This is a genomic window from Streptomyces asoensis, from assembly GCF_013085465.1.
GTDB classification, from domain to species: Bacteria; Actinomycetota; Actinomycetes; order Streptomycetales; family Streptomycetaceae; genus Streptomyces; species Streptomyces cacaoi_A.
The window spans coordinates 893856-919823 of the sequence record NZ_CP049838.1 but is presented as its reverse complement, the minus strand read 5'-3'; the positions used below and the strand labels follow the sequence as shown (position 1 = coordinate 919823).

The window sequence follows — 25968 nt, the reverse complement described above, 5'->3', positions numbered from 1 at the left end:
AACGGACGTGAGTGAGCGGAAGTAGCCCGCCGAGCGGCAGTCAGGGAACGGGTATTAGCCCGGAACGGCACGGTCCGTAGTCCGAAACGGCCAATTCCATCGGACTTTCGAATCCGGAGTGCACGAAACGGCACCGCCGGACGCCGTGGAGGCAGAAGGTGTGACCGATGCCTTCCGGGGTCCCTGAGCCCCGCACAGCCAGCGGAAGGACCGAAGGGTCCGTGACCGACCAGTTCGAACAGCTCGCCCGCGACGTGGCGTTGTCCGTGCTAGCCCTCCGGGTCTTCGGACCCGGAGTCCTCACCCTCGCGCGCCGGTTCGTCGCCGCACTCGTGCGGGTGGGCGTCCGGGAGATGGACCACCGGCTTCCGGGAGGCGATCGGTGACCCAGGAGGAGTTGCGACCCGCGAGAAACCCACGGGCGCCGGAGAAGCTGCCCCTGGACTTCAGCGCCTTCCACCAGATGCACCGCCCGCGCTACGTCCGCGAGGCCGAGCGCTGTCTGCGCTGTCGCGCGGACGCCGAGGAGGCCGTGGACGAGGCGTTCGTCCAACTCGCCCGGCAGTGGCCGCAGATACTGAGCGCCGAGAACCCCGCCGCCTACGCCTGGCGGGTGATGAAGAACCGCGTCATCGACCACGCCCGGGCCCGTGGCCGGCGTGCCACGCTGATGGACACGGCCGTCTTCGAGACGGTCACCCTCCAGGGCGCCGAGGACGCCTTCGAGGTGATCGAGCAGAACCTGCGGCTGTTCCGGGCGATCTCCGCCCTCCCCGAGCGCCAGCGGGACGTCATCCGGCTGCGCTACTGCGAGGGCTACAGCACCGCCGACGTGGCGTTCCAGCTGGGGATCACCGAGGCCGGGGTGCGGTCCACCGAGCGCTATGCCAAACGCCGGCTGCGGGAGATCTACACATCGTGCGCCGAGGAGGAGGCGGAGCGGTCATGACCTTCGACACCGCGAGCGACATCGACACCCTGCTGGCCGGGGCGCGGCTGATACCCACGGCCCCCTGCACCCGCTCGGACATCGAGGCCGCGGAGGCCCGTATCGCCGCCCGGGTCGCGGCGGGCGGCCCCGACGAGCCCACGGCGCGGGTGTGCCCGCAGCGCGCCGCGGCCGCCCGCAGGCCCCCGCGGGTGCATCCCGCGGCGCGGGACCTCAGAGCGCTCTGCGAGGCGCTGCTGACCCGCCCCGGGGCCCTGACGGGCCTCGGCAACTTCCTCGGCAGCTCCCTGCCCGAGCCCTCCGGCGCACGGATCCTCGGCAGCCTCCTGTACCTCGCCGACTGCGAGGACAGCGCCCGCTTCTGGTGGCAGTACGGCGCCGGGGCATCCGACACCGTCTCCTCGTACTGCCTCTACCTCCACCACCGCTCGATGGGGGAGGACGAGGAGGCCGACTGGTGGCTGCGCCACACGGAGATCACCCCCGCCACGCTGAGCCGGGAGGCCACCGAACTGGAGATCGCCACGGCGCTGCATGTGCTCAGCGGTCTGCGACGCGGCGGGCGAGGACTGCCCAGGGCGTTGCGGGCGCTGGTGGAGTACGTGCCGGCCGTGGTCGGCTTCGTCGACGACGACCTCGAACTCCCGCTCCCCGACGGCGATCTGGCCGAGATCGTGGAGGAGGTCGTCGCCCATGGCGCACCGCCCGTCAAGGAGCGCCGGCGCACCAGGTCCGGCGCGCTGCCCGAACGCCGGGAGCCGGCCGTGCACACCGTGTCCTCGGCGACCCCGCGCACGGCCCGGCACTGGAGCCGCGACGTCCAGGAGGCGCTGCGCAAGTGCGAGGAGACCGTGGCCTGTTGAGGGTCCGCACCTCCGGCTCGTGCCGGTGCCCGCGGTGCGTGCGAGACTGCCCGGATGACCTCCGGAACGATCACCGCGGATGCCGCGGGCACCTGGGACATCGGCGGCCTGACGGTCGGCCGCATCGGCTTCGGCGCGATGCGGCTGACCGGCAGTGCGGCCTTCCACCTCGGCACGCCGAGCGACCGCGGCCGTTCGATCGCCGTCCTGCGCCGGGCGATCGACCTCGGCGTCAACCACATCGACACCGCCGCCTTCTACTTCTCCGCCCTCCGCTCCGCCAACGAACTCATCAACAGCGCGCTCTCCCCGTACCCGGACGACCTGCTCATCGCCACCAAGGTCGGCCCCTTCCGCGACTGGTCGGGGGAGTGGGGCACCTCGGCCCGCCCCGAGGACCTGCGCGGTCACGTGGAGGAGAACCTGCGCCAGCTCGGCCGCGACCACCTCGACCTGGTGTACCTGCGCCGGATGCGCCAGGAGTCGATCGCCGAGCACTTCGGCGCCCTCGCCGAACTGCGCGCCGCCGGACTGATCCGCCACCTCGGCGTCTCCGACGTCGAACCCCGCCATCTCGCCGAGGCGCAGGCCATCGCCCCCGTCGTCAGCGTGCAGAACCGCTACGGCCTCGGCCACCACGCCCCCGCGACCGAGGAACTCCTGCGCGTCTGCGGCGAACAGGGCGTCGCCTTCGTGCCGTTCTACGCCATAGCCGGCGACGCCGGACCCGAGGGCGCGACAACCGCCCATGACGAGGCGGTGCTCGCCGTCGCCCACGCCCACGGCACGTCCCCCGCCGCTGTCCGCCTCGCCTGGACCCTCGCCCAGGGGCCGCAGGTACTGGCCATCCCGGGCACCGGAGACCTCGACCACCTCACGGAGAACGTCGCGGCGGGCGCGCTGCGCCTCACGGCCGAGGAACTGGACCACCTGAACACCGCCCACCGCGGCGCCGTCGGGACGCCGAAGGACTGATCCCGCGGCGAGCCGGACACCCCACCGAACGCCGAGCCCACCCCCGGATCCCAGGAACGGCGCTCGGTCGGATCCCGGCAACGGCGCCCGGCCGCATCCGGGTAGCGGCGCCTGACAGGGTCGGACAGCGGGAGCTAGACGACCCACACCCCGTCCCGCATCAGATGCCGCCGAGGCAACTCCTGCTCGCCGCGCCACGCCTGCACCGCCACCGGCCGCACCCGGAAATAGGCGTACGACGCGCTGTCCCGGCCGGGATCCCAGCCCGTCTTCGCCTGGAAGGACCGGGCGGCCGCCTCCGGTACCTCCTCCCGCGTGTACGTCTCGACCTCGCCGTCGAAGAGGACCACGTCCCGTGTGTCCCCGAAGGCCAGGCGGGCCCGGCCGCCCTCCTGGAGGTTGAGGCCGGTGGGGTTGGTGAGACGGGTGGACAGCCACAGGTGCTCGCCGTCCCAGGCGAACCACAGCGCGACGAGACAGGGCAGCCCCTCCCGGTCCGCCGTGGCGACCCAGATGTCCACTTCGCGTTCCAGCCGGTCCAGCAGTTCCCGCTTGCGCTGCCCGGGGGTGCGCGGCGGCTCCGTGATCTTCATGGCCGGCACGCTAGCGACGGCGAGGGGCTCTCCGCCTCGGACGATGGTCCCGACCGCGCCTCGGGCCTGCGGCCTAGGTCACCGCCGCTGCGGAGGCGACCGGCGCGCGGCAGGGCGTTCGGCAGGCCGGGGGAGGGCGTCGACGCGAGGGGTCCCTCCCGCGCGAGCGCAGCTTTTCCGCCCGCGATCCGATCCGCCGGACAGGTCGGCCACCGTCGCCGCGGAGGCGACTGGCGCAGGGAACGTTTTACGTATAACCTCTCCCGTCAATCGCACCTCCCGACAGCCTCCCGCACGCTCCCCGAAAGGCCACGATGAGTCGCATCGCCCTGGTCACGCTTGTCGTCGACGACTACGACGAGGCGATCCGCTTCTACACCGAGGCGCTCGGGTTCCGGCTCGTCGAGGACGAACCCCGCCCCGACGGCGCCCGCTGGGTCGTCGTGCGGCCGGGGGACCGCCAGGACGGCGTCGGGCTGCTGCTCGCCCGGGCCAAGGGCGACGCCCAGCGCGCCCGGATCGGCGACCAGACCGGCGGCCGCGTCGGGTTCTTCCTGCACACGGAGGACTTCGCCGGCGACCACGCCCGCATGCTCGCCGCCGGCGTGACCTTCCTGGAGGAGCCCCGCCACGAGGCCTACGGCTCCGTCGCCGTCTTCCAGGACCTGTACGGAAACCGCTGGGACCTGCTCCAGCCCGCCACCACCTGAGAACCACCTGCCGAGGAACACACTCATGACCGCGTCCCACATCGACACCGACACCCTCCGCCGCCTCCCCAAGGCCGTCCTGCACGACCACCTCGACGGCGGCCTGCGCCCCGCCACCGTCGTCGAGCTGGCGGACGCGGTCGGCCACACCCTGCCCACCACCGACCCCGACGAACTCGCCGCCTGGTACTTCGAGGCCGCCAACTCGGGTGACCTGGTGCGCTACATAGCCACCTTCGAGCACACCCTCGCCGTGATGCAGACCCGCGAGGGCCTGCTGCGCACCGCGGAGGAGTACGTCCTCGACCTGGCGGCCGACGGAGTCGTCTACGGCGAGGTCCGCTACGCCCCCGAGCTGATGCTGAACGGCGAGCTGACGCTCCCCGAGGTCGTCGAGACGGTCCAGGAGGGTCTCGCGGCCGGCATGGCCAAGGCGGCGGCCGCGGGCACCCCGGTCCGTGTCGGCACCCTGCTCTGCGGCATGCGCATGTTCGACCGCACCCGGGAGACCGCCGACCTCGCGGTCGCCTTCCGGGACGCCGGTGTCGTCGGCTACGACATCGCCGGCGCCGAGGACGGCTTCCCGCCCGCCGACCACCTCGCCGCCTTCGAGCACCTGCGCCGCGAGAACGTCCCCTTCACCATCCACGCCGGCGAGGCCCACGGCCTGCCCAGCATCCACCAGGCCCTCCAGGTCTGCGGCGCCCAGCGCATCGGCCACGGCGTGCGCATCACCGACGACATCGTGGACGGCAAGCTCGGCCGGCTCGCGGGCTGGGTGCGCGACCGCCGGGTGGCCCTGGAGATGTGCCCGACCTCCAACCTCCAGACCGGCGCGGCCACCTCGATCGCCGAGCACCCGATCACCGCGCTGAAGGACCTCGGTTTCCGCGTCACCCTCAACACCGACAACCGGCTGGTCTCCGGCACGACGATGACCCGCGAGATGTCGCTGCTCGTCCAGGAGGCGGGCTGGACCCTCGAGGACCTGCGCACCGTCACGGTGAACGCCCTCAAGAGCGCGTTCGTGCCGTTCGACGAGCGCAAGGCCCTCATCGAGGACGTCGTCCTTCCGGGTTACGCCGCCGCGCTCTGAAGCAGCCCGCGGACATAGGCGGCCTGTCCGGCGTGCTGGAGATCGTCGGACAGGACGCTGACCAGCCGTACCCCCAGGGTGACGGGCGGATCCCAGCGCTCGTCCACGACGCGCTCCAGGTCCGCCGCCGTCAGCGCGCGCAGCGCCGCCAGGCTCTGCGCGTGCACCGCGTCGTAGTACCCGGTCAGCAGGCCGCCGTCGGAGACCCGCACCTTCGCGACCTTCGCGTCGCTGTGCCCGTACCCGGTGTCCTGGCGCGGCAGGTCGAGGCCGAACCGTTTCTCCCACTCCTGGGCCAGCCATACCTGGTCGAGTCCGAAGGCGTCGGCGAGATGGTCGTCCTGGACGCGCGTGAGATGCCAGACGAGCCAGGCGATCGAGTTGGTCTCGGCGGTGGGCCGGGCGTTCAGGTCGTCGGGGTCCAGGCCCTCGACTGCGGCGTGGACCTCTTCCTGGATGCGGTGGTACCCGTCGATGAGGATGTCCTTGGCATGCATACGTCCACCATCGCCCACCCCGCGCTCACCCGCTCCCCGTTTCCAGCAGCGCCATCAGCGCCCGGGCCGCCGGGCTGGTCGACCGCACGGGCGGCAGCAGCGCGACCGTCTCGTACACCGCCTCGCCCGTGCCCTTGAGGGGCAGCGCGGTGAGCGCCTCCCGCTTGTGCCGGAAGTGGCGCGGTATGACGGCGACGCCCAGGTTCTCGTCCACCAGGTCCAGGAGACTGTGCACGTCGTTGACCTCCAGGGCGACCGTGCGCCGCACTCCCGCCTCGGCGAACGCGACGTCGGTGGCGCGGCGCGGCCCCCAGTCCGGATGGAAGTCGACGAACACCTCGCCCGCGACGTCCTCCGGCGTCAGCGCCGCCGAGACCCCGGCGAGACGATGGTCGGGATGGCACAGCACGTACATCGGCTCGGTGGCCAGCGGCGCGCAGCGGAGCTGGTCGGTGTCCGTCTGGGTCCGGTAGGCGAAGGCCAGGTCGAGCCGGCCGGCCGCCACCTCCTCGCCGAGCGCACCCGAACCGGTCTGCCGCAGCCGGATCTCCACATCCGGATGGCGCCGCCGGAAGGCCGCCAGCAGCCCCGCCACATGCACCCCGGCGATGCACTGCTCGGTGCCCACGGAGAGGGTGCCGCGCACCACGCCCTGCACGGCCGCCACCGCCTCGTGGGCCGCCCGCACCTGCGCCAGGATCCGCTCGGCCTCGGCCAGCAGCGCCCGGCCCGCCTCCGTCAGCGTCACCCGCCGGGTGGTCCGGACGAACAGCGGAGCGCGCAGCTCCCGCTCCAGGGCGCGGATCGACGCCGACAGGCCCGACTGGGAGACCATGAGGCGTTCGGCGGCCCGGGTGAAGTGCTGATCCTCGGCGACCGCGACGAAGTGCTGGAGGTGGCGCAGTTCCATGATTGAGAAGCGTAGCCGCACAATTCCATCGGATTCTTCTGTTGGACCACTACCCGCAGGTCGGGCCAGAGTGGGTAGCGGTTCCTGAAACCGCCCGATCTTCTTGGAGTCGCGTTGTACACCGCACACCCCGACCGCTACGCCGACATGCCCTACCGGCGCACCGGACGCAGCGGCCTGAAGCTCCCCGCGCTGTCGCTCGGACTGTGGCACAACTTCGGCCCGGACCGCCCGGTCGAGACGCAGCGGGCCATCCTGCGCCGCGCCTTCGACCTCGGCATCACCCACTTCGACCTGGCCAACAACTACGGGCCGCCGCCCGGCGCCGCCGAGTCCGCGCTGGGCGAGGCGCTCAAGGCGGACTTCGCGCCCTACCGCGACGAGCTGGTCGTCTCCACCAAGGCCGGCTACCTGATGTGGCCGGGTCCGTACGGCGAGTGGGGCTCGCGCAAGTACCTGCTGTCCTCGCTCGACCAGAGCCTGACCCGGATGGGCCTGGACCACGTCGACATCTTCTACTCGCACCGCCCCGACCCGGAGACTCCCCTGGAGGAGACGATGGGCGCCCTGCACACCGCGGTCCAGCAGGGCAAGGCGCTCTACGCCGGCGTCTCCAACTACTCGGCGGAGCAGACCCGCGAGGCCGCCCGCATCCTCGGTGAGCTGGGCACCCCGCTGCTCATCCACCAGCCGCGCTACTCGATGCTCGACCGCCGCCCCGAGAGCGAGGGCCTGCTCGACGCCCTGGACGAGCTCCAGGTCGGGTCGATCGTGTTCTCGCCGCTTGAGCAGGGCCTGCTGACCGGCCGCTACCTCGACGGCATCCCGGAGGACTCGCGGGCGGCGAGCGACAGCCCGTTCCTGAACTCCGATGCGCTCACCGAGGAACTCACCGGCAAGCTGCGCGCCCTCGACGACATCGCCAAGTCCCGCGGCCAGTCCCTCGCCCAGCTGGCGCTGGCCTGGGTGCTGCGCGGCGGCCGGGTGACCTCCGCGCTGGTGGGCGCGAGCAGCGCCCGGCAGATCGAGGACAGCGTCGGCGCCCTCGCCAACCTGGACTTCGACGCCGAGGAGCTGACCCGGATCGACGCGGTGATCAACGGCTGAGCCGTTCCGTCAGGCGCACGGTCACCGAGTCGCCCTCCTGCTTTCCGATCGCCTTGCGCACCTCGGCATTGACGGGAAGTTTGTGGGTGCCGTTCCCGAGGGCCATGAACGAACTTTGGAACGGATGTCCGTCGACCGTTCCGCGGATCTTGACCAGTCCGCGGGTACCGAAGAATTCGACGGACTCCGGCCAGACGACATAGGTCCAGCCGCCTTTCGCCGGGCTCTTGCGCAGAACGGCCGTGAATTCGGCGTTCATGGTTCCGGTTGTGGTCATGATGTCCTCCGCTCGCGGTGATCTCCCATGGGTAGACCGCCGCGAGCGGGGGAATTCATCGCCGCCGGCCTCAGGCGCCGGCGGGCACCCGGTCGAGGAATCCGAGGACGGAAGTGATCCGGTCCTGGGCGTCCAGAGTGATGACGTCGGATCCGGCCACCGGCGCCGAACGGTCGGCCTCGCTCACCAGCTCCCAGGAGAAGCGGGCCGTCTCGTGGTGCCCGTCCACACGGCCGGTGAGACGGAAGGCGAAGCCCGGGAACTGCGCGTGTGCCGCAGCGATCACCGCTGCGATCTGCTCGTGGCCCCGGACGTCGGCCAGCGGGTCGGTGTAGCCTCCGTCCACGGCCCACGCGGCGGTAACAGCCTTGGCCAAAGCCTCGGGGTCACCCGCGTTCCAGGCCTCGAAGTAGCGGGCGACGGCGTTCTCGTAGCGGTCGGTGTTCGCGGACATCGTAAATCGGCCCCCAATGAGGTCATCGATACTGGTCAGGACCCGGATCCCGGTATTCGCCGATCCGGTGTGACCACCTTGCCCGCGCCCGCCGCCCGGGTCGATTACCTGTCGGGTAATGACGACGGGATCCGGGGTTCGCCGCATTTCGGCCATGAACGGCACTGAATATGCCAAGAGACTGGCCGGAAAGTCATGGTGACAGTGTTTCAAGAGTGAACATACTCGAAGGTCAGGGGCAGTTCACCCCAAAGGAGCCGCACGGAAAGCGAGGCACGACCGGCCGGCGAGCACCGGGGGAGAGAGACGTGCACGACGAATTCCTGTGCCATGTCACCGCATACGGCGTCTGCGACGGCCGGCGGATCGGAGTACCGCTCGGCACCTATCGTGCCCCGACGCTGGCGCTCGCCCTGTGGTGGCTGCGGGACCGGGCCTCCTGGATGGCCGAACGGCTGGATCCGCGGCCCGAGAGCGAGCACATCCCGCCGGGCGCCCTGGTCCCGGTCGCCGACAACGTGCCGGACGTGCCCGAACTGCTGCGGGCCTGGTGTGCCGACATGGGCCGGCAGGAGCTGGTGGCCGACGAGTTGGCGGGCGGGCGGCTGGTGCGGATCGCGATCAGCGACGAGACCACCGAGTACGAGCTGCTCGCCGAATCCGTCGACGCCCTGCGGATGCAGCGGACCGTCCCGGCGCTCGTCCTCCCCGTCGGCTGAGACCCCCCGCCCGTTGGGCACGCAGGGGTGTGAATCGATAGAATTCGGACATGGTGGAGCGACCGGTCTCCTCGACCGCGCCCGAACTCGTGCTGGAGACCGAGACGGGTTCCAGCGTGCTGATCCCGGGCCACGACTACCGCATCGGACGGGACCCGCTCAGCGACATCGTCATCGACGACACCCGCGTCTCCTGGCACCACGCGGTGCTGCGGCCCGACGGCGACCACTGGACCCTCGCCGACGAACACAGCACCAACGGGACCTACACCGACGGCCGACGCGTCCACGAGTGGGGCGTCGGCCCCGGCAGCGTGATCCGCGTCGGCAGCCCGGACGACGGCCCGTACCTGGTCCTGTCGGGCCGCCCCCCGCCCCCGGCGGAACGCCCGTCGGCGGTCTCCATGCCCGGCGTGACCGGCACCTTCCGGGAGCCCACCTCCGTCCGGCAGCTGCCGTCGCGCACCGTCCGCATCGGCCGCGCCACCGACAACGACCTCGTCGTCGACGACCTGGTCGTCTCGCGTCGGCACGCGGAACTGCGCGCGCTGCCCGAGGGCGGCCACGAGATCGTCGACCTCGGCAGCCACAACGGGACCTACCTCAACGGGCTGCCCGTCACCAGGGCCCCGCTCGACCCCGGCGACATCGTCGGCATCGGCCACTCGGACTTCTGTCTCGTCGGCGACCAGCTCCAGGAGTACGTCGACACCGGCGAGGTCTCCCTCGACGTACAGGATCTGACGGTCGCCGTCGACCGGGGCCGCAAGGTCCTCCTCGACCACGTGTCCTTCCCGGTGGGGGAGAAGTGCCTGCTCGCGGTCGTCGGCCCCAGCGGCGCCGGCAAGTCCACGCTGCTCGGCGCCCTCACCGGCCAGCGCCCCGCCGACCACGGCACGGTCGTGTACGACGGCCGCGACCTCTACCGCGACTACGCCGAGCTGCGCCAGCGCATCGGACTGGTCCCGCAGGACGACATCCTGCACGCCCAGCTGACCGTGCGCAGTGCCCTCGGATACGCCGCCGAGCTGCGCTTTCCGCAGGACACCGCCAAGGCCGAGCGCCGCGAGCGGGTCCAGGAGGTCATCCGCGAGCTCGGGCTCGAGCAGCGCGCCGGCCAGCCCGTGCACACCCTCTCCGGCGGCCAGCGCAAGCGCGTCAGCGTGGCCCTGGAACTGCTGACCAAGCCCTCGCTGCTCTTCCTGGACGAGCCGACCTCGGGCCTCGACCCCGGCATGGACCGCTCGGTGATGCACATGCTGCGCGGTCTCGCCGACGACGGGCGTACCGTCATCGTCGTCACGCACAGCGTCCTCAGCCTCGGCGTCTGCGACCGGCTGCTGGTGCTCGCGCCGGGCGGCAGGGTCGCCTACTACGGACCGCCCGAGGACGCCCTCGCCTTCTTCGGCTTCGAACAGTGGCCGGAGGCCTTCGAGGCCTTCGAACGCGACCAGGACCGGGACTGGGAGGGGGAGTACAGCGGCTCGCCGTTCCGGCGGCAGTACGTCGTCAACGACAGCGAGCAACCCCGGCTGCCCCGCTCCGGCCCGGTGATCATGCTGCCGCCGCCCCGGCCCCGCAGCCGGAGCGCCCAGCTCGGCACCCTGGTCCGCCGCTACACGGCCGCGCTCGCCGCCGACCGCACCTTCCTCGCGATCATGATCGCCCTGCCGTTCGTCATGGGCGCCATGGCCCGCGCCCTGTCCGGCGGCGAGCTCGACCGGGAGCACGCGATGAACGTGCTGCTCATCCTGTGCGTCGGCGGCGTCCTCACCGGCGCGGCCAACGCCGTGCGCGAACTCGTCAAGGAACGCGTGATCTACCAGCGGGAACGCGCCGTCGGCCTGTCCAGATCGGCGTACCTGATGTCCAAGGTCGTCGTCCTCGGCACGGTGACCGTCGTACAGGCGGTGGTACTGACCCTCGTCGCCCTGCTCGGCGTCGACCTCAACGCTCCCGGCGGCGAGGGCGTGTTGATGCCGCCCCTGGTCGAGATCACCGTCGCCGTGGCCCTGCTGGCCTTCACGGCGATGATGCTCGGCCTGCTGATCTCCGCGCTGGTCCACAAGGAGGAGGTGACGATGCCGCTGCTGGTGCTGCTCGCCATCGTCCAAGTGGTCTTCTGCGGGGCGCTGCTGCCACTGGACGGCGTGCCCGGTCTGGAGCAGCTGTCGTGGCTGGTGCCCGCACGATGGGCGCTCGGCGCGATGGCCGGCACCATCGGGCTCGCCAGGATCGTGCCCGGGGACATCACCGCTGATCCGCTGTTCGAACACTCGGCGGGGGTGTGGCTGCTCGACGTGGGCATGCTCGTCGTGCTCTCGGCGGTCTGCGGATTCCTCGTCTCCCGGCTGCTGCGCCGGCACGAGCCCGCCGTGATGCGGAAGTAGGGGCGGCCCATGACGACTCCCGGATTCCGGCCCACCCACGTGGTCCCCCAGCACGGCATGCCCGCCTGGGAGGCCCCCGACCCGGCCCGCCCCACCGTGCCCCTCGATCCGCTGCTGCCCGTCCGGCTCATGGAGCGGCGCGGCGACTGGGGGCGCGTGCTGTGCTCCAACGGCTGGTCGGCCTGGGTCGACGGCCGCTATCTGGTCGCCGTCCCCCAGGACCCGCCCCGCTCCGACGCCCCCCTCGCCACCGCAGCCGACCCGCGCCCGCTGCTCGGCCGCGCCGAACAGGCCCTCGCCCGGTACCGGTCGGCGGTGGAGGAACTGGCCGACGCCGGCCTCGACGCAGAGTCCTTCCGGCGCCGCACCCATGGACTGCGGATCGGCGTGGTCGTCGACGGCGAGGACGTGTGGCTGTACGACCCGGCGCGAGAGCGCTGGCTGTACGGCGACGGCACCCGCCTCAGCACCTACGCGACCGACCGGGCGCCGGAAGCGGCCGAGGCCCAGGCCCAGGACCAGGCCCAGGCCCAGGACCACACCGCCACCCGGATCGTGAACCCCGACCGGGGATCCTGATGACCCACGGAACGACCCCCTTCTCCGGTCGGCCCTCGGAGCTGGTCGGCCGGAGAATCGCCGGCTACCGCATCGAGAGCGAGATCGGACGCGGCGGTATGGCCGTCGTGTACCGCGCCCACGACCTGCGGCTGGACCGGACCGTCGCGCTCAAACTGCTCGCCCCGGAGCTGGCCCGCAACGACGTGTTCCGCAAACGCTTCACCCATGAGTCGCGGGTGGCCGCGGCCATCGACCACCCGCACATCGTGCCCGTCTTCGAGGCGGACGAGACCGACGGGGTCCTGTACATCGCCATGCGGTACGTCGACGGCAGCGATCTGCGCCACCTCCTCGACCGCGAGGGCCCGTTGCCTCCGGCGACCGCCGTCCGCATCGCCGCGCAGGTCGCCTCCGCGCTCGACGCCGCCCATGAGAACGGGCTGGTCCACCGGGACGTCAAACCCGGCAACGTCCTCGTCGCCCGCGGCACCGACAGCGACCACCCCGAGCACGTCTACCTCACCGACTTCGGCCTGACCAAGAAGTCGCTCTCCCTGACCGGCTTCACCTCGGTCGGCCAGTTCGTCGGCACGCTCGACTACGTCGCCCCCGAGCAGATCTCCGGGCAACCGGTCGACGGCCGCTGCGATGTCTACGGCCTCGCCTGCGTGGTCTACGAGTGCCTCGCGGGCCGCCCGCCCTTCCTCCGCGACGACGACGTGGCCCTGCTCTGGGCACACCAGAACGCCGATCCGCCCCCGCTGACGGAGGCCCGCCCCGGCCTCCCCCCGTACATGGACGCGGTGTTCGCCCGGGCTCTCGCCAAGAGCCCCGAGGAACGCCATCCCACCTGCGGTGCCTTCGTCGCCGAGCTGAGGCCGACGCCGGGCGGCGGGCTCGGGTCCGCTCACCCGCCGACCGAACTGGCCGGCACGCCGGCGTTGGCGCCGCAACCTCCACGCTGGGCAGAGCCGGTCTTCCACCCGCCCGGTCCCGGGTGATCGGAGGGTCCCTTGTGGGCCGAGGGGTCCGCCGCCGCTGTCAACGGGGCCGCGTCCCGCCCCGGCGGCGCGCCGCCCCCGCCAGCAGGCCGCCCAGGAAACCGGCGACCAGCCCCCACAGCGCGGCGAGACCCAGCGCCGACCACACCTCGGGGCGCAGATACAGCTCCCCGGACAGATCGCCGCCCAGGTCGCCGATCCCGAGTACGGACAGGCCGTAGTGCGCCGAGACGCGGCCGACCAGACAGATCATCAGCACCGTGAGCACCAGCGCCACCGCCATGTGCACGGCGTGCCGCCAGGCGCGCGTCCCGGCGGGGGAGTGGGCCGCCATCACGAACGCGGCCATCAGCAGCAGGGCCGCGTCCACGGCGAGGAGCCACCACACACGGCTGTCGTGCTCGGCGAGGGTGCTGAGGTTCAGCCGGGCGTCGTCCGGGCTGCGCAGCACCTCGTCCAGCACCTGCGGCATCGGCAGCCCGAACGGACCCTCGACCCGGCCGTTCCAGGTGGCGCCCAGCCCGATCGTGAACGTGAGCCACACCAGGTTGGGCAGGCCGAGCAGGATCGTGGCGAGGGTCTCGGCGGCGTGCCCCCGGGTCGCCGCGACGACGAGCGCGACGACGACGCCCACGACGACGCAGCAGAGCAGCAACAGGACCATCGCGTACGCGGTCGGCCGCACCGACCGGTGCAGCCGCAGCAGCCTCGGTGGCAACGGAGCGCCGGGCGAGACCAGCAGCGCCAGCACCAGCACCCCCGCCAGCCACACCAGCCCGACGGCAAGGGTGAGGGGGACGTCCGTCGTGAAGCCGACCTCGGGGCTTACGTCGAACAGTTCGCCGAGGTCGCTCAGCGTGTCGTCGCCGAGGGAGAGCTTGAAGGTCTGCCGTGCGGCCAGGGCCAGACCGAGGAGGCCGAGCAGCCACACCACCGCGATCCGGGCCGCCCACCCGGCCAGTTCCGCGGCGCCCGCCACCGCCCGGTGCCGCAGCGGCCGCAGGAATCCGGCGCCCACCACGAGCGCCCCGACGAGGGTGACGGACAGCGGGATCACCGTCAGACCGACCTGGGTGTCGGCGAGCCCGCCGGCGTTCCCGGAGAGCTCGACCGTGCCGCCGACGCCCGTCACCACGGTCGCCGCGATCACCCGCGGGAAGGCGCCCTGCGGCAGGTCCGCGGCTCCGGCCGCCCACAGTCCCAGCGCGGCCACCACCCCCATGGCGATCAGTCCGGCCAGTGCCACGACGATCGCCCGCACCCAGCCGTGGCGGGAGACTGCCTGGTCGTGCGGGGTGTGCGAGCTCACCCTGCCACGCTAAGCAGCGCCGGGAGAGCGCGCCTGTCGGGAGGGCCGTCCGCGCCCCGCTTGCGAGCCGCGCCCGGCCGGCGCACACAATGGTGCGTTGTGGAAGAAAGCGGCGCGTATCTGACAAGTCGTCCCTGTCGAGCCCTGTCGAGTCCTGTCGGGTCTTCTCGGGGCCGGCTGTCGAAGCACCGCGGGAAACCCACGTCGGGAGTGCTCGTGAGCGCAGAACCGCCGTCTTCCGGCCGCCCCACGGGACCGCCCTCCGGACCGTTGTCGGGCCCGCCCTCCCAGCCTCCCTCGGGCCCCCCTTCGGGTCCGCCCTCCCAGCCGTCCGACCCCGGTTCCCCGGAGGGCGGCGACGGGGAACCGCGCCGGAGCCGGTGGAAGTCCGCGCCCAGGATCGCGCTGATCACCACGGCGGTCGTGGCCGTGACGGCGCTCGCCCTGGTGCTCGCCCTGGTGAACGGAGGCGGCTCCGGATCCGGCGGAGGCGGCTCCGGCCAGGTCGGCGAGGTCTTCATGCAGCCGGCCGGCAAGACGGGCCCGGAGCCCTACACGGAGCCTCCCGTCACCGACAGCTCCTTCCCGCCGGCCTCCGTCGCCCCGTCGGGCTCCTCCTCCCCGGCCGTCGACACCGTCCCCGGTGTCGACGGCGGGGACGAAGGCCTGTACGGCGGCACCCGCAACGTCTCCAGCTGTGATGTGGAGCGGCAGATCAAGGCCCTCCAGGCGGATCCCGCCAAGAACAGGGCGTTCGCCTCGGTGGCCGGCGTCGCCCCCTCCCGGGTACCGGCCCATCTGCGCTCCCTCACCCCCGTACAGCTGCGCCTGGACACCCGCGTCACCAACCACGGATACCGCGACGGCGCCGCCACCACCTACCAGGCCGTCCTCCAGGCCGGTACGGCCGTCCTGGTCGACCGGCACGGTGTGCCGCGGGTGCGCTGCGCCTGCGGCAACCCGTTGACCCCGCCGCTCGCCCAGCGGGCCGGGTTCAAGCGGACCGGCGACTCGTGGCCCTCGTACAGTCCCGCGACCACCGTGGTGGTCAAGCCGTCCGTGACCGTGCTCGACGTGTTCGTGCTCTACGACCCCGGACACGACCACCACTGGTTCGCCCGTCGGCCGGGCGACAAGCCGCACCAGGACCGGCCGACCCGGCCGCCGGCGAGGCTCACGCCGTCCATCACGGTCAGCACGCCGAGCACACCGGCGAGCGGCGGCCCGCGGACGTCCCCGCCGTGCGTCTCGCCGCCCGCCGACCGGCCGCCGGGCTGTCCGCTGCCACCGTCCTCCGGGTCGTCCACGTCGTCCCCGTCCTCGGAGCCGTCCTCGGAGCCGTCGTCGGAGCCGTCGTCGTCGGAGCCGCCGTCGGAGGAATCGCCGTCAGAGGAACCGCCGTCCTCGCCGTCGTCGAGCGCGGAGTCGAGGAGATTCGCACCCCCGTCCTCCGATTCCCCGTCCTCCGATTCCCCGTCCTCCGAGCCCCCGTCCTCCGAGTCCCGGTCCGCCCAGCACCTGGTGCCCGACTCGCCGGATTCCGAGTCGCCGCCGAGCTCACCGTCCGAACCCACGAGCGAGCCCGGCAGCTCCTCCTCGTCCCTGCGGCTTCCGCTGACGGGCGACAGCACGAGCCAGTCGCCGCCGACCTCGGCGGTTTCCTCCGGCGTCAGCTCTCCCGCCCCCGGTTCACCGGCCGATTCACCAGCCGTCTGAGGCATCCCGTGGCCGTCCCGCGTACGGGAGGAAAACTGACGGGGACTGCGCGGCGCGGCACGGGGTACGAGCACAGATGCACACCCAGCGGCGTCCGGCCATTCCGGCCTTCGAGAGAGAAACGCATGATCGAGCACCTGGACGGGGCAGTGATACCTACTGGTTTCGACGTACCCGTGGAACCGCTGCGGCGGGCGGCGCACTACACCGGTGAGCCCGGCTGCATAGCCGAGGCCCGCGCCTTCGCCGCACACTTCGTCGACCAGCTCAGGACGGAGTGGTGCGCCACGATCGGCGACCGGGCGAGCGGTGAGGTGTTGCTCGTGGTCAGCGAACTGATCACCAACGCCGACCGGCACAGCAACGGGCCGTACATCCTGGAGCTGGAGGGTTCGGAGTCCTCGGTCACGGTCTGCGTCTACGACAGCAGCGACGCACTGCCCCTGCGGTTCCCGAAGGACCCCGAGCGCATCGGCCGGCATGGTCTGGAGATCGTGCACGCGGTGGCGGCGGAGGTCACCGCCGAGCGCGTGCCGGTCGGCAAGCGGGTCCGGGCCGTGCTCAGCTTCGGACCTCAGTAGGCCCGCGGGGCGCGCGCCGCGCGGGCCGGGGCGGTCAGGCGCAGCCCAGCTCGCCCAGCATCCCGTGGCGCAGCCGCATGATGATCCGCTTGATCAGGCGGGACACATGCATCTGCGAGCAGCCGAGCCGCTCGCCGATCTCCGCCTGGGTGGCCTCCTCCACGAACCGCATATGGATGATCTGCCGGTCGCGCTGGCTGAGCTCGGCCATCAACGGGGCGAGCGAGTGGAAGTCCTCGATGAGCCGGAGCCCCTCCTCCTCCACGCCGATGAAATCCGCCAGGACCGCCTCGCCGTGCTCCGGGCCGTCCCCGGTGAGTGCCGCGTCGAGGGAGGAGGAGTTGTAGCCGTTGGCGGCGATCTGCGCCTCGACCACCTGGTTCTCCGCCAGATTCATCAGCGTGGCCAGCTCGGGCACGGTCGGGTCCCGGTCCAGGCGGCTGGAGAGCTCGTCGCGGGCCTTGGCCAGCTCGACGCGCAGTTCCTGGAGCCGCCGCGGTACGTGCACCGCCCACGTCGTGTCCCGGAAGAAACGCTTGATCTCACCGACGATGTACGGCAGCGCGAACGAGGTGAACTCCACCTCACGCGAGACCTCGAACCGGTCGATGGCCTTGATCAGGCCGATCATCCCGGTCTGGACGATGTCCTCCATGTCGTCCCCGCGGCCGCGGAACCGGCCGGCCGCGAACCGCACCAGGGACATGTTCATCTCGATGAGGGTGTTGCGCGCGTACTGGTACTCGTGGGTCCCCTCCTCGAGGACGGCCAGCCGCTGGAAGAACTGACGGGACAGCTCCCGTGCGTCCCGCGGAGCCACGCTCCGGGGTGCCTCGATGCCCGGGAGCGGCGCGCCGGCCGCGCTGACGGCCACGGCGGTGTCCTCGACGGCCTTGGTTTCCGACCGGATCACTACGGTCTCCATTGCCTCTCCCAGGAAGGTCACGGTTCGACGTCTGCTGTACCCGTTCCGTGAGCGAGCACCTACGGACAGACCCACTCTGGGGGCGACTACCCCGTCCGGGGGAACCCATGCACACAGGCTTCGCGCCATCGCGACGCAGAGGCGATTCGTCCGATTCCACCGAGGGCGCAACGCCCGGCCCTTCCAGCGGCGGCCCGCTTTCCTAGGCTGGGGAGGTGATCAACAACCAAGCGCCGAACCGAGCCCGCGTGATCCCGCTGCGCCCGCCTGCCGAGCGCCCGGGCATCGCCGCCACCGTCTCTCCCACCGCTCCCGCACCCGCTCCCCGGCCCGCGCAGCGCGAGCCCTTGTGGCGCGACCTGGTCGGGGACGTCCTGCGCCGTGAACGCCAGGCCCAGGAACGCACGCTCAAGGACGTCGCCGACTCGGCGCGTATCTCCATGCCCTATCTCTCGGAGGTGGAGCGCGGCCGCAAGGAGGCCTCCTCGGAGGTCCTCGCGGCCGCCGCCCAGGCCCTCGGCCTGAGCCTGGGCGACCTGCTGGCGCGGGCCCAGGGAGAGCTGGTCCGGCTCAGCAACCGGCATTCCGCCCGGCATTCCGCCCGCGGCCGTACGGCCACGTCGTCGTCGTACGACGGCCTCTGCCTGGCCGCCTGACGAGCCGCGCGGGCCGGCGTCTCACACCATCACGGGACGCCGGCTCAGCACCTCGTCGGCCAGGCCGTACGCCACCGCCTCCTGCGCGGTGAACACCTTGTCGCGGTCCATGTCCGTGCGCAGGGTCGCGATGTCGTGGCGGGTGTGGCGGGCCAGCACCTCCTCCACCTGGGCGCGGATGCGGACCATCTCCTTGGCCTGGAGCGTCAGGTCCGAGACCGTGCCCTGCCGGCCGCCGCTGGCCGGTTGACCGAGCAGCACGCGCGCGTGCTCCAGGACGAGCCGCCGGCCGGGATCCCCGCCCGCCAGCAGCACGGCCGCCGTCGACGCCGCCTGCCCGACGCAGAGCGTCGAGATCGGCGCCTGGACGAACGTCATCGTGTCGTAGATCGCCATCAGCGAGGTGAACGAGCCACCGGGGGAGTTGAGGTAGATCGAGATCTCGCTGTCCGGTGACGCCGACTCCAGATGGAGGAGTTGCGCGATGACGACGTTGGCGACGCCGTCGTCGATCTCGGTGCCGATGAAGATGATCCGCTCGGACAGCAGCCGGCTGAACACGTCGTAGGACCGCTCGCCCTGCGGGGTCCGCTCGACCACGTTCGGAATCGTGTAGGTCCCCATGTCACATCCCCACCCGTCGCTTCTGCGCGGCCGGGCGGACGTCCGCGAGGGACTCCACGACCCGGTCCACGATGCCGTACTCCCTGGCCTCCTCGGCCGTGAACCAGCGGTCGCGGTCGCCGTCGCGCGAGATGGCCTCCGGGGACTGGCCGGTGTGCTCGGCGGTGATCTGCTCGATGGTCCGCTTGGTGTGCTCCAGGTTCTCCGCCTGGATCTCGATGTCCGCCGTGGTCCCGCCGATCCCGGCCGACGGCTGGTGCATCATGACCCGCGCGTTCGGCAGGGCGTACCGCTTGCCGGGCGCGCCGACGCTGAGCAGGAACTGGCCCATGCTGGCCGCGAAGCCCATGGCGAGCGTCGAGACGTCGTTGGGGATCAGCTGCATCGTGTCGTAGATGGCCAGCCCCGCGTGCACCGAACCGCCCGGGCTGTTGATGTAGAGGGCGATGTCGGTGCGCGGGTCCTCCGCCGACAGGATCAGCAACTGCGCGCAGACCCGGTTCGCGGAGACCTCGTCGACCTGGGTGCCGAGCAACACGATGCGCTGGCCGAGCAGTTGGGCGGCGAGCTGGTCGTCGAAGCGGGAGGGTGCGGTGTCGCCCTCCTCGGCACGGGGGGCGAGCGTGGTGAGTGGAGTCATCGGTTCTCCTCGTCGTGGCGTGACTGCCGTCGACTCCACTCTTGACCTCGGGGGATGCCCGCACGCGATTTCTCTGCCCGCGGCAGATTCGCCACGGGCAGAGCGCCCCCTCGCGAGGAGACTCAGCCCTTCTCGCGCAACTGCCGGAAGAACGCCCGTACATCGCCCACCAACAGGTCGGGCTCCTCCAGCGCCGCGAAGTGGCCGCCCCGGTCGAACTCCGTCCAGCGCACCAGGTTCTCGGTGCGCTCGGCCTTCCGTCGCAAGGGGATCTGCGGCTCGGCGGGGAACAGGGCGAGCGCCGTCGGCACGGTCGACGGCTCCCGGGGTGCGGCTGCGCGTCCGGTGGCGTGCTGACGCTCGTAGTACATCCGGGCGGACGAACCGGCCGTCCCGGTCAGCCAGTAGAGCATGACGTTCGTGAGGAGCCGGTCGCGGTCGACGGCCTCCTCCGGCAGCTCCTCGCAGTCCGTCCACTCCCGGAACTTCTCGACGATCCAGGCCAGTTGACCGACCGGCGAGTCGGTGAGGCCGTACGCCAGGGTCTGCGGGCGGGTGGCCTGCTGGAGGTAGTAGCCGGTCCCCTCCGCCGAGAACGCGATCCACCGGCGCCAGGACCGGAGCGTGTGCTCCGCGTCCTCGGGGCTCATGGCCCGCAGTTCCTCGGCAGTGGGCTCCCGGGTGGCCTGCGCGCCCGGCAGCAGGTTCAGATGGACGCCGATCAGCCGGTCGGGGTGGGTGCGGCCCAGCTCGCGCGAGATCACCGAGCCCCAGTCCCCGCCCTGTGCCCCGAACCGCTCGTAGCCGAGCCGGCCCATCAACTCCGCCCATGCGTCGGCGACCCGTCCCGCCTCCCAGCCGCTCTCCGCGACGGGCCCGGACAGGCCGAAACCGGGGAGGCTCGGCACGACGACATGGAAGGCGTCGGCCGGGTCCCCGCCGTGCGCCGCCGGGTCCGTCAACGGGCCGACCACGTCCAGGAACTCGACGATCGAACCCGGCCAGCCATGGGTGAGGATCAGCGGGGTGGCGTCCGGCTCGGGGGAGCGGACATGCGCGAAGTGGACGTTCGCCCCGTCGACGGTGGTCGTGAACTGCGGCCACTCGTTGAGCAGCGCCTCGGCCGCCCGCCAGTCGTACTCCTGCCGCCAGTACCGGGCCAGCTCCCGCAGATAATCGGTCGGCACGCCGTACGACCAGCCCGTCGCGGGCAGTCCCTGCGGCCAGCGGGTCCGGTCCAGCCGGTCGTGCAGGTCGTCGAGGTCGCTCTGCGGGACGTCGAGACGGAACGGCCGCAGGCCGCTGTCGGCACTGGATGAGGTCATGAGCCGGATGCTAGTGGGGACGGCCGCACCGGCCATCCGGATTAACCCACGGCCCGAGCGATGAGTTCCTTGGCGAGCGGCAGTCGACACTGATGACCGCGTTCCACGCCCAGGAGGTACTCATGACCACCGACGGATTCACCACGTGTCTCTGGTTCGACGGCCAGGCCGAGGAAGCCGCCCACCACTACGTCTCGATCTTCAAGAACTCCAGCATCGGCGACATCGGCCGCTACAACGAGGCCGGTCCGGGCCCGGCCGGCTCCGTGCTGGCCGTGGAGTTCACGGCCAACGGGCAGAAGTTCGTCGGCATCAACGGCGGCCCGCAGTTCAAGTTCAGCGAGGCGATCTCCTTCCAGATCTACTGCGCGGACCAGGAGGAGGTCGACTACTACTGGACCAGGCTCACCGAGAGCGGCGGCGAGCCCGGCCCCTGCGGCTGGCTCAAGGACAAGTACGGACTGTCCTGGCAGGTCATCCCCGACGGACTGATCGAGATGATCAGCGACCCCGACCCCGAGAAGGCCACCCGCACCACCAAGGCCATGTACGCCATGGGCAAGCTCGACGTCGCCGCCCTGAAGAAGGCCTACGACGGCGGGTAGGGACCGGTCGCCGAGGGCGCGTCGGCGGTCCGGGCCTCGGCCAGGATCTCGTTGATCACATGCCGGGAGTTCTCCGCCAGCGGCGGGTTGGTCTCCCAGTAGTAAGGCAGTTGGATCAGCGAGATCGACAGTGCCCAGCCCCGGCCGCGCGCCCACTCGGCGTCGTCCGCGCCCACGCCTTCCCGGAAGGTTCCGCGGGCCGAGGCGGGCAGCAGGTTCCAGGCGACGATCAGGTCCACGGCCGGGTCACCCACCCCGACGCAGCCGAAGTCGATCACCGCCGTCAGCCGTCCGTCCCGGACCAGCACGTTCCCGGGCATCAGGTCTCCGTGGGCCCATGCGGGCGGCTCTGTGTGCCCCGGCGCCCGCAGCGCCTCCTCCCACAGCGCGGTGACCGCGGTGGTGTCGATCCGCCCCTCCAGCCGGGCGAGGGCGTCGCGGGTGGGAGTGTCCCGTTCGGCGAGCGGGACACCCCGGTGGTTGCGCGGACCGCCGCGTGTCTCGATCCCGCGCAGGGCGGTGACGAACGCCGCCAGGTCCGCCGCCAGTGCCTGGGGCTTCTCGACGGCGCCGGCGACCGGATTGGCGCCGTCCAACCAGTGGTAGACCGACCAGGGCCAGGCGAACCCCTCATCCGGCCCGCCCAGCTCCAGCGGCACGGGCGCGGCGACGGGCAGCCTCGGTCCGAGCCGGGCCAGCCAGCGCTGCTCGTGCGCCACGCTCTCGACGGCGCCGGGATGCCGGGGCAGCCGCACCACCTTGTCGGCGCCCAGCCGGAACATCGCGTTCTCCGTCCCGGAGGAGTCCAGCCGCCGCACGGGCAGCCCGGCCCATCGCGGGAACTGGCCGGCGACGAGTCGGCTCACCAGCGGGGCGTCGAGGTCGACCTCGTCCGTATGCATCTTCACCGGGCGCATGCGCCTCATTGCACGGGACCGACCTCGCCGCTGTCCAACGATTTCAGACCCGGTCGGCCGCGATCAGCAGGTACTGGAAGCTGCCGTTGCGGTAGGCGTTCAGGAACGTCTCCTCGATGCCGGTCACCAGGTGGTCGGCCTGGCTGCGCAGCTCCCAGTAGGGGATGGCCGCCTCGGTGAGGTCCTCGACATGGACCGGCACCAGCCGGTTGCGGGCCAGCGCCCGGAAGTACGCCGAGCGCGGGTGGATGTCGCAGATGTAGTGGGCGTTGATGAGCGACACCTCGCGCGAGGCCTGGCCGTAGGCGTCGTTGTAGCAGCCCGTGATGACGACATAGCGTCCGCCGCGGCGCAGCAGCCGGGCGTGCTCGGCGAACAGCAGGTCCAACTCGACGTACATCGTCGACTCGTTGTTCCACGACGCCGCGTAGGCGCCGGTCTCCAGACGGGTGTCGAGCATGTTGCGATGGTGGTACCGCACCTTGTCGTCGATGCCCCGCTTGCGGGCCTGCTCGTTCGCGAACTCGGCCTGCTTGGCGGAGATGGTGACGCCGTCCGCGTGGCAGCCGTACCGCAGGTTCGCCACGACGCTGCCGCCGCCGCGTCCGCAGCCGGCGTCGAAGACGCGGTCGGCGGGAGTGAGCCGGCCCAGGCGTGCGGCCAGCAGCTCGGCCTGGGCGTGCTCCAGCCGGTGCAGCTCGGCGGTGACCCGCTCCCGGCGAAGTTCCGCGTCGGGTTCGTCGAGCACGGCCCAGTCCGCCGCGCCGACGCCGTAGTGATGGTGGTAGAGGTCGTCGATTCTGCCGAGTTCGAGGTTGACCGGGTTCTCCTCGGCGTTCCAGTAGTCCGCGACGCGGTTCTGGTACGTGGACTGGGTGGGCACCGGGACGGTCTTGGTGCCGGCGTCGTGGGCTGTGGTCAACGGTGGCTCCTCATGGTGCTGTGCGTGACGGTGGGTAGGAAAGGCGGCGGTCACCAGTAGTCGGGCAGGTGGTAGCGGTGGGTGTTGGTCGCGTGCCACTCGTGGTTGCCGGCCACCCAGTCCGACAGCCCCTGGAGATAGCGCTCGAGAAGCGGTGAGGTGGCGGCGAGCACGGCCGACTCCTCCTCGAACGCCTCCATGAGCTGGTTGTGGATCTCGACCGACCGCAGATAGGCGGCCTTCAGCCCGCGCCGGTCGTTGGCGGCCACGACCTGCGGCAGATTGAGATGGGTGGGGTCGGCTGCCAGCTCCTTGGTGAAGGAGTACAGGTCGTTGACGATCGTGGTGGCGTTGCAGGCCAGCGCGGTGACCCGCTGGATCTCCGGGCGGGCGTAGAGCTGCTCGGGCAGTTCGTAGCCGTCCACCGCGTCGACGATCGACAGACACGGCCGGAAGTTGTTGAACTGCCGCATCGCCAGGTACTCCCAGACGCGCGGCACGTACCGCGTCTCCCCCCAGGCCGCCTCGCCGAGGTAGCCCAGGTGCAATCGCGCGATGTCGTGCACGAACCGGTCGGTCTGGCTGGGTGTGGCGAGGGCCGCGTAGTCCTTCAGCGCCCAGTGGTACGAGCGCAACGGGCCGTCGGCCTGTACCCCGCGCTCCCACTCCTGCTGGAGGTCGGGCGGGCCGTGGTAGGGGTCGAGCGCCGACTGGGCGATGATCAGCCGGCCGCCCAGTCCGCTGCGCGAGCCGCCCTTGTCCTCGTCCTCCTCGCAGTAGCAGTTGTCGACGATGTTCTCGGCCAGCAGCAGCTTGCCGGCCACCGTGAGGCGCTCCAGGTCGAGTGCGCGCGGATGCTGGAGCACCACGGCGCGGCCGAACTGGAAGCCTGCGAAGTCCCCGTTCCAGGCGGCCGGGAACAGGTCCAGGCCGCGGGCCCACTCCTCCAGCCTGCGGTCGATCTCCGCGGCCCTCTCCGGGTCGGCGGGCGCGACCTGCCGGTACCGCAGTCCCGGGATCGCCCCGCCGCGCCGGGCCCGCATACTGCGGGCGAGGTTCGGCGGTCCGGGCAGCGCACTCCCGGTGCTCGTGGGTGTGCTCATCGCCGACTCCCCGCCGTCACTCGGCCGTCCGGCCGACCTGGACGTTCTCCAGGACCCCGGCGGCGTCCGGCACGAGGACGGCCATCGAGTAGTAGGCGGTCACGAGGTAGCGGATGATCGAGTTGGCGTCGATCCCCATGAACCGTACGTTCAGGCCGGGTTGGAACTCCTCCGGGATGCCCGTCCGGTACAGGCCGACGACCCCCTGGTCGGCCTCGCCGGTGCGCAGCGCGATGATGCTGCTGGTGTGCTGGGGGCTGATGGGGATCTTGTTGCAGGGGAAGATCGGCACCCCGCGCCAGGCCGGGATCTCGTGCCCCTCGACGGTGGCCGTCCCGGGCATCAGACCGCGCCGGTTGCACTGCCGGAAGAAGGCCGCGATCGCCTTGGGATGGGCGAGGAACAGCTTGGTCTTGCGCCGCATCGACAGCAGCTCGTCCATGTCGTCCGGGGTCGGCGGTCCGGTGAACGTACTGACGCGCTGGGAGTAGTCGGCGTTGTGCAGCAGCCCGAACTCCCGGTTGTTGACCAGCTCCCACTCCTGGCGTTCGCGGATCTCCTCGACGGTCAGGCGCAGTTGCTGCTCGGTCTGGTTCATCGGGTCGTTGTAGAGGTCGGCGACCCGGGTGTGGACCTTGAGCACGGTCTGGGTCAGTGACAACTCGTACTCGCGGGGCGAGAGTTCGTAGTCGACGAAGCCCGCCGACAGCGTCGGTTCCCCGCTGTGCCCGGCCTGTACCGGCAGGTCGGCCTCGCCCCTGCGGTTCATCGGCAGCCTCTGCCGGGCGGCGTAGCTCTCCAGATGGGCGGCGAGGGACGGCACGCGCCCGACGAACTCCCGCAGTGTGTCCCAGGGCAGCGCCAGCAGCACGCCCGAGGTCTCGGCACGCACCGAGGTCAGCCACAGCGGGTCGTCCTGCCCGACGGCCTCGTCGCCGAGCTGGTCGCCGCCGGAGACCACCCCGACGATCTCCTCACCCCCGTACTTGCCGGCGGTGAAGCGGGTGAACCGGCCGTGCACCACGAGATAGGCCTCGGTGACCGGCTGCCCGGCCTCGAAGACGACCTGCCCGGCCCGGACCTCACGCGCCTGGAACAGGGAGGAGAGCTCCGCGAGGGTTCCGTTGTCGGAGTAGCCGCGCAGCACGGGCAGCTCGGTGAGGGTCTCCGGGATGACCCGTACGTCGTTGCCGCCGTTCTGCTCGAACTGCACCCGGCCCCGGCCGACGCGCAGCTGGAGGCGCCGGTTGACACGGTAGGCGCCGCCCTTCACGTCCACCCAGGGCAGCATCCGCAGCAGCCAGCGCGAGCTGATGGCCTGCATCTGCGGTTCGGACTTGTGGGTCGTGGCGAGCTGGCGGGCCGCCCGGGTGCTGAGACTGGTGAGCTGCGCGTCGGCAGTGGGTTCGGGGGCGGGTTCGTCTGGGGCGGGACCGGTGGCGCTGTCCGGTGTGGACACATTCCCTCCAGGAGGTGCACGGAGACGGGCGGACCGTCCGGAGTTCGCTTCGGTGATCCGCGTGCACCAGCCAAACACCCTGAG

Annotated in this window: 28 protein-coding genes and 1 pseudogene; 15 read left to right on the top strand and 14 right to left on the bottom strand. The window is 71.6% G+C overall.

Annotated elements, in window-relative coordinates; genetic code table 11:
• Positions 1 to 221 precede the first annotated feature (221 nt).
• From G9272_RS04215 to G9272_RS04200, 4 genes are read left to right on the top strand one after another with little or no spacing between them, the layout of a single operon-like run.
• The gene (locus tag G9272_RS04215; protein ID WP_171395269.1) at positions 222 to 386 is read left to right on the top strand and encodes a hypothetical protein; all 165 of its coding nucleotides are present in this window, start codon (positions 222 to 224) and stop codon (positions 384 to 386) included.
• Positions 383 to 949 (top strand): RNA polymerase sigma factor, encoded by a 567-nt coding sequence (locus G9272_RS04210; RefSeq protein ID WP_253267701.1) that lies wholly within the window; start codon positions 383 to 385, stop codon positions 947 to 949. Before G9272_RS04215 ends, G9272_RS04210 begins: the two co-directional genes overlap by 4 nt.
• Positions 946 to 1812: a hypothetical protein gene (locus tag G9272_RS04205; protein ID WP_171395268.1), complete on the top strand. Its 867-nt coding sequence runs from the start codon at positions 946 to 948 to the stop codon at positions 1810 to 1812. Before G9272_RS04210 ends, G9272_RS04205 begins: the two co-directional genes overlap by 4 nt.
• Before the next feature lie 54 nt (positions 1813 to 1866).
• The gene (locus tag G9272_RS04200) at positions 1867 to 2787 is read left to right on the top strand and encodes an aldo/keto reductase (RefSeq protein WP_171395267.1); all 921 of its coding nucleotides are present in this window, start codon (positions 1867 to 1869) and stop codon (positions 2785 to 2787) included.
• Positions 2788 to 2921: 134 nt separating this feature from the next.
• Here the strand turns inward: G9272_RS04200 and G9272_RS04195 are convergent, their stop codons facing one another.
• Entirely contained in the window at positions 2922 to 3380 is a 459-nt protein-coding gene (locus tag G9272_RS04195; RefSeq protein WP_171395266.1) for a pyridoxamine 5'-phosphate oxidase family protein, read from the bottom strand.
• A gap of 314 nt (positions 3381 to 3694) precedes the next feature.
• On the opposite strand from G9272_RS04195, the gene G9272_RS04190 reads away from it, so the two are divergent.
• Together G9272_RS04190 and G9272_RS04185 are read left to right on the top strand one after the other, a co-directional pair.
• Positions 3695 to 4090 (top strand): VOC family protein, encoded by a 396-nt coding sequence (locus G9272_RS04190; protein ID WP_171395265.1) that lies wholly within the window; start codon positions 3695 to 3697, stop codon positions 4088 to 4090.
• A 25-nt stretch (positions 4091 to 4115) separates the two neighbouring features.
• Positions 4116 to 5186: an adenosine deaminase gene (locus tag G9272_RS04185; protein ID WP_171395264.1), complete on the top strand. Its 1071-nt coding sequence runs from the start codon at positions 4116 to 4118 to the stop codon at positions 5184 to 5186.
• Here the strand turns inward: G9272_RS04185 and G9272_RS04180 are convergent.
• Entirely contained in the window at positions 5168 to 5683 is a 516-nt protein-coding gene (locus G9272_RS04180) for a mycothiol transferase (RefSeq protein WP_171395263.1), read from the bottom strand. The two genes, G9272_RS04185 and G9272_RS04180, sit on opposite strands and share 19 nt — an antisense overlap.
• A gap of 25 nt (positions 5684 to 5708) precedes the next feature.
• Entirely contained in the window at positions 5709 to 6593 is an 885-nt protein-coding gene (locus tag G9272_RS04175; protein ID WP_171395262.1) for a LysR family transcriptional regulator, read from the bottom strand.
• Between the two features lie 114 nt (positions 6594 to 6707).
• On the opposite strand from G9272_RS04175, the gene mgrA reads away from it, so the two are divergent.
• On the top strand, positions 6708 to 7700 hold the full coding sequence (mgrA, locus tag G9272_RS04170; RefSeq protein ID WP_171395261.1) for an L-glyceraldehyde 3-phosphate reductase: 993 nt from the start codon (positions 6708 to 6710) through the stop codon (positions 7698 to 7700).
• On the opposite strand, the gene G9272_RS04165 is transcribed toward mgrA, so the two are convergent.
• Positions 7690 to 7977 (bottom strand): DUF1905 domain-containing protein, encoded by a 288-nt coding sequence (locus tag G9272_RS04165; RefSeq protein WP_253267700.1) that lies wholly within the window; start codon positions 7975 to 7977, stop codon positions 7690 to 7692. The genes mgrA and G9272_RS04165 overlap by 11 nt on opposite strands.
• 70 nt (positions 7978 to 8047) lie before the next feature.
• Positions 8048 to 8431: a nuclear transport factor 2 family protein gene (locus tag G9272_RS04160; protein WP_171395260.1), complete on the bottom strand. Its 384-nt coding sequence runs from the start codon at positions 8429 to 8431 to the stop codon at positions 8048 to 8050.
• A gap of 308 nt (positions 8432 to 8739) precedes the next feature.
• Here G9272_RS04160 and G9272_RS04155 point away from each other — a divergent pair, with 308 nt between their 5' ends.
• The 4 genes from G9272_RS04155 to G9272_RS04140 are packed head-to-tail and all read left to right on the top strand — an operon-like array spanning position 8740 to position 13102.
• On the top strand, positions 8740 to 9150 hold the full coding sequence (locus G9272_RS04155) for a hypothetical protein (protein WP_057605152.1): 411 nt from the start codon (positions 8740 to 8742) through the stop codon (positions 9148 to 9150).
• A gap of 50 nt (positions 9151 to 9200) precedes the next feature.
• Positions 9201 to 11540 (top strand): FHA domain-containing protein, encoded by a 2340-nt coding sequence (locus G9272_RS04150; RefSeq protein ID WP_171395259.1) that lies wholly within the window; start codon positions 9201 to 9203, stop codon positions 11538 to 11540.
• A gap of 9 nt (positions 11541 to 11549) precedes the next feature.
• Positions 11550 to 12119 (top strand): hypothetical protein, encoded by a 570-nt coding sequence (locus G9272_RS04145; RefSeq protein WP_253267699.1) that lies wholly within the window; start codon positions 11550 to 11552, stop codon positions 12117 to 12119.
• On the top strand, positions 12119 to 13102 hold the full coding sequence (locus tag G9272_RS04140) for a serine/threonine-protein kinase (RefSeq protein ID WP_171395258.1): 984 nt from the start codon (positions 12119 to 12121) through the stop codon (positions 13100 to 13102). The genes G9272_RS04145 and G9272_RS04140 overlap by 1 nt, the downstream gene beginning before the upstream one ends.
• A 40-nt stretch (positions 13103 to 13142) precedes the next feature.
• Here the strand turns inward: G9272_RS04140 and G9272_RS04135 are convergent, their stop codons facing one another.
• Positions 13143 to 14411, bottom strand: coding sequence for a streptophobe family protein (locus G9272_RS04135; RefSeq protein ID WP_171395257.1), 1269 nt, complete (start codon positions 14409 to 14411; stop codon positions 13143 to 13145).
• A gap of 216 nt (positions 14412 to 14627) precedes the next feature.
• Between G9272_RS04135 and G9272_RS04130 the strand changes: the two are divergent.
• Positions 14628 to 15887, top strand: a pseudogene (locus G9272_RS04130) (DUF6777 domain-containing protein); the annotation flags it as partial.
• A gap of 365 nt (positions 15888 to 16252) precedes the next feature.
• A complete protein-coding gene (locus G9272_RS04125; protein WP_171395256.1) occupies positions 16253 to 16708 on the top strand; it encodes an ATP-binding protein in 456 nt (151 codons plus the stop codon).
• 34 nt (positions 16709 to 16742) lie between these two features.
• Here the strand turns inward: G9272_RS04125 and G9272_RS04120 are convergent, their stop codons facing one another.
• Positions 16743 to 17633: a SigB/SigF/SigG family RNA polymerase sigma factor gene (locus G9272_RS04120; RefSeq protein WP_171395255.1), complete on the bottom strand. Its 891-nt coding sequence runs from the start codon at positions 17631 to 17633 to the stop codon at positions 16743 to 16745.
• Between the two features lie 218 nt (positions 17634 to 17851).
• On the opposite strand from G9272_RS04120, the gene G9272_RS04115 reads away from it, so the two are divergent.
• Entirely contained in the window at positions 17852 to 18289 is a 438-nt protein-coding gene (locus tag G9272_RS04115; protein ID WP_171401830.1) for a helix-turn-helix domain-containing protein, read from the top strand.
• Positions 18290 to 18310: 21 nt separating this feature from the next.
• On the opposite strand, the gene G9272_RS04110 is transcribed toward G9272_RS04115, so the two are convergent.
• The 3 genes from G9272_RS04110 to G9272_RS04100 all read right to left on the bottom strand — a co-directional run bounded on the left by G9272_RS04110 (position 18311) and on the right by G9272_RS04100 (position 20878).
• Complete coding sequence (locus G9272_RS04110; protein ID WP_171395254.1) at positions 18311 to 18913, bottom strand: ClpP family protease; 603 nt, start codon at positions 18911 to 18913, stop codon at positions 18311 to 18313.
• A 1-nt stretch (position 18914) separates the two neighbouring features.
• Entirely contained in the window at positions 18915 to 19553 is a 639-nt protein-coding gene (locus tag G9272_RS04105; RefSeq protein ID WP_171395253.1) for an ATP-dependent Clp protease proteolytic subunit, read from the bottom strand.
• Positions 19554 to 19675: 122 nt separating this feature from the next.
• Positions 19676 to 20878: an epoxide hydrolase family protein gene (locus G9272_RS04100; RefSeq protein ID WP_171395252.1), complete on the bottom strand. Its 1203-nt coding sequence runs from the start codon at positions 20876 to 20878 to the stop codon at positions 19676 to 19678.
• Between the two features lie 122 nt (positions 20879 to 21000).
• Here G9272_RS04100 and G9272_RS04095 point away from each other — a divergent pair, with 122 nt between their 5' ends.
• On the top strand, positions 21001 to 21483 hold the full coding sequence (locus G9272_RS04095; protein ID WP_171395251.1) for a VOC family protein: 483 nt from the start codon (positions 21001 to 21003) through the stop codon (positions 21481 to 21483).
• Here the strand turns inward: G9272_RS04095 and G9272_RS04090 are convergent.
• Genes G9272_RS04090 through G9272_RS04075 form a run of 4 tightly spaced genes read right to left on the bottom strand, consistent with a single transcriptional unit; the run spans position 21468 to position 25884 of the window.
• Entirely contained in the window at positions 21468 to 22400 is a 933-nt protein-coding gene (locus G9272_RS04090) for an aminoglycoside phosphotransferase family protein (RefSeq protein ID WP_171395250.1), read from the bottom strand. The two genes, G9272_RS04095 and G9272_RS04090, sit on opposite strands and share 16 nt — an antisense overlap.
• A 43-nt stretch (positions 22401 to 22443) precedes the next feature.
• Entirely contained in the window at positions 22444 to 23322 is an 879-nt protein-coding gene (locus G9272_RS04085; protein ID WP_171395249.1) for a geranyl diphosphate 2-C-methyltransferase, read from the bottom strand.
• A 50-nt stretch (positions 23323 to 23372) separates the two neighbouring features.
• Entirely contained in the window at positions 23373 to 24425 is a 1053-nt protein-coding gene (locus tag G9272_RS04080) for a family 2 encapsulin nanocompartment cargo protein terpene cyclase (protein ID WP_171395248.1), read from the bottom strand.
• A gap of 16 nt (positions 24426 to 24441) precedes the next feature.
• Positions 24442 to 25884 (bottom strand): family 2B encapsulin nanocompartment shell protein, encoded by a 1443-nt coding sequence (locus G9272_RS04075; RefSeq protein ID WP_171395247.1) that lies wholly within the window; start codon positions 25882 to 25884, stop codon positions 24442 to 24444.
• Positions 25885 to 25968: the final 84 nt, after the last annotated feature.

Excerpts from the sequence above, each read along its gene's own strand:
- G9272_RS04180 (WP_171395263.1), bottom strand. The coding sequence starts at position 5,683 with ATGCATGCCAAGGACATCCTCATCGACGGGTACCACCGCATCCAGGAA.
- G9272_RS04125 (WP_171395256.1), top strand. The coding sequence starts at position 16,253 with ATGATCGAGCACCTGGACGGGGCAGTGATACCTACTGGTTTCGACGTA.
- G9272_RS04165 (WP_253267700.1), bottom strand. The coding sequence starts at position 7,977 with ATGACCACAACCGGAACCATGAACGCCGAATTCACGGCCGTTCTGCGC.
- G9272_RS04175 (WP_171395262.1), bottom strand. The coding sequence starts at position 6,593 with ATGGAACTGCGCCACCTCCAGCACTTCGTCGCGGTCGCCGAGGATCAG.
- G9272_RS04095 (WP_171395251.1), top strand. The coding sequence starts at position 21,001 with ATGACCACCGACGGATTCACCACGTGTCTCTGGTTCGACGGCCAGGCC.
- G9272_RS04160 (WP_171395260.1), bottom strand. The coding sequence starts at position 8,431 with ATGTCCGCGAACACCGACCGCTACGAGAACGCCGTCGCCCGCTACTTC.
- G9272_RS04140 (WP_171395258.1), top strand. The coding sequence starts at position 12,119 with ATGACCCACGGAACGACCCCCTTCTCCGGTCGGCCCTCGGAGCTGGTC.
- G9272_RS04120 (WP_171395255.1), bottom strand. The coding sequence starts at position 17,633 with ATGGAGACCGTAGTGATCCGGTCGGAAACCAAGGCCGTCGAGGACACC.
- G9272_RS04100 (WP_171395252.1), bottom strand. The coding sequence starts at position 20,878 with ATGACCTCATCCAGTGCCGACAGCGGCCTGCGGCCGTTCCGTCTCGAC.
- G9272_RS04150 (WP_171395259.1), top strand. The coding sequence starts at position 9,201 with ATGGTGGAGCGACCGGTCTCCTCGACCGCGCCCGAACTCGTGCTGGAG.
- G9272_RS04205 (WP_171395268.1), top strand. The coding sequence starts at position 946 with ATGACCTTCGACACCGCGAGCGACATCGACACCCTGCTGGCCGGGGCG.
- G9272_RS04190 (WP_171395265.1), top strand. The coding sequence starts at position 3,695 with ATGAGTCGCATCGCCCTGGTCACGCTTGTCGTCGACGACTACGACGAG.
- G9272_RS04185 (WP_171395264.1), top strand. The coding sequence starts at position 4,116 with ATGACCGCGTCCCACATCGACACCGACACCCTCCGCCGCCTCCCCAAG.
- G9272_RS04080 (WP_171395248.1), bottom strand. The coding sequence starts at position 24,425 with ATGAGCACACCCACGAGCACCGGGAGTGCGCTGCCCGGACCGCCGAAC.
- G9272_RS04195 (WP_171395266.1), bottom strand. The coding sequence starts at position 3,380 with ATGAAGATCACGGAGCCGCCGCGCACCCCCGGGCAGCGCAAGCGGGAA.
- G9272_RS04145 (WP_253267699.1), top strand. The coding sequence starts at position 11,550 with ATGACGACTCCCGGATTCCGGCCCACCCACGTGGTCCCCCAGCACGGC.
- G9272_RS04200 (WP_171395267.1), top strand. The coding sequence starts at position 1,867 with ATGACCTCCGGAACGATCACCGCGGATGCCGCGGGCACCTGGGACATC.
- G9272_RS04110 (WP_171395254.1), bottom strand. The coding sequence starts at position 18,913 with ATGGGGACCTACACGATTCCGAACGTGGTCGAGCGGACCCCGCAGGGC.
- G9272_RS04105 (WP_171395253.1), bottom strand. The coding sequence starts at position 19,553 with ATGACTCCACTCACCACGCTCGCCCCCCGTGCCGAGGAGGGCGACACC.
- G9272_RS04090 (WP_171395250.1), bottom strand. The coding sequence starts at position 22,400 with ATGCGCCCGGTGAAGATGCATACGGACGAGGTCGACCTCGACGCCCCG.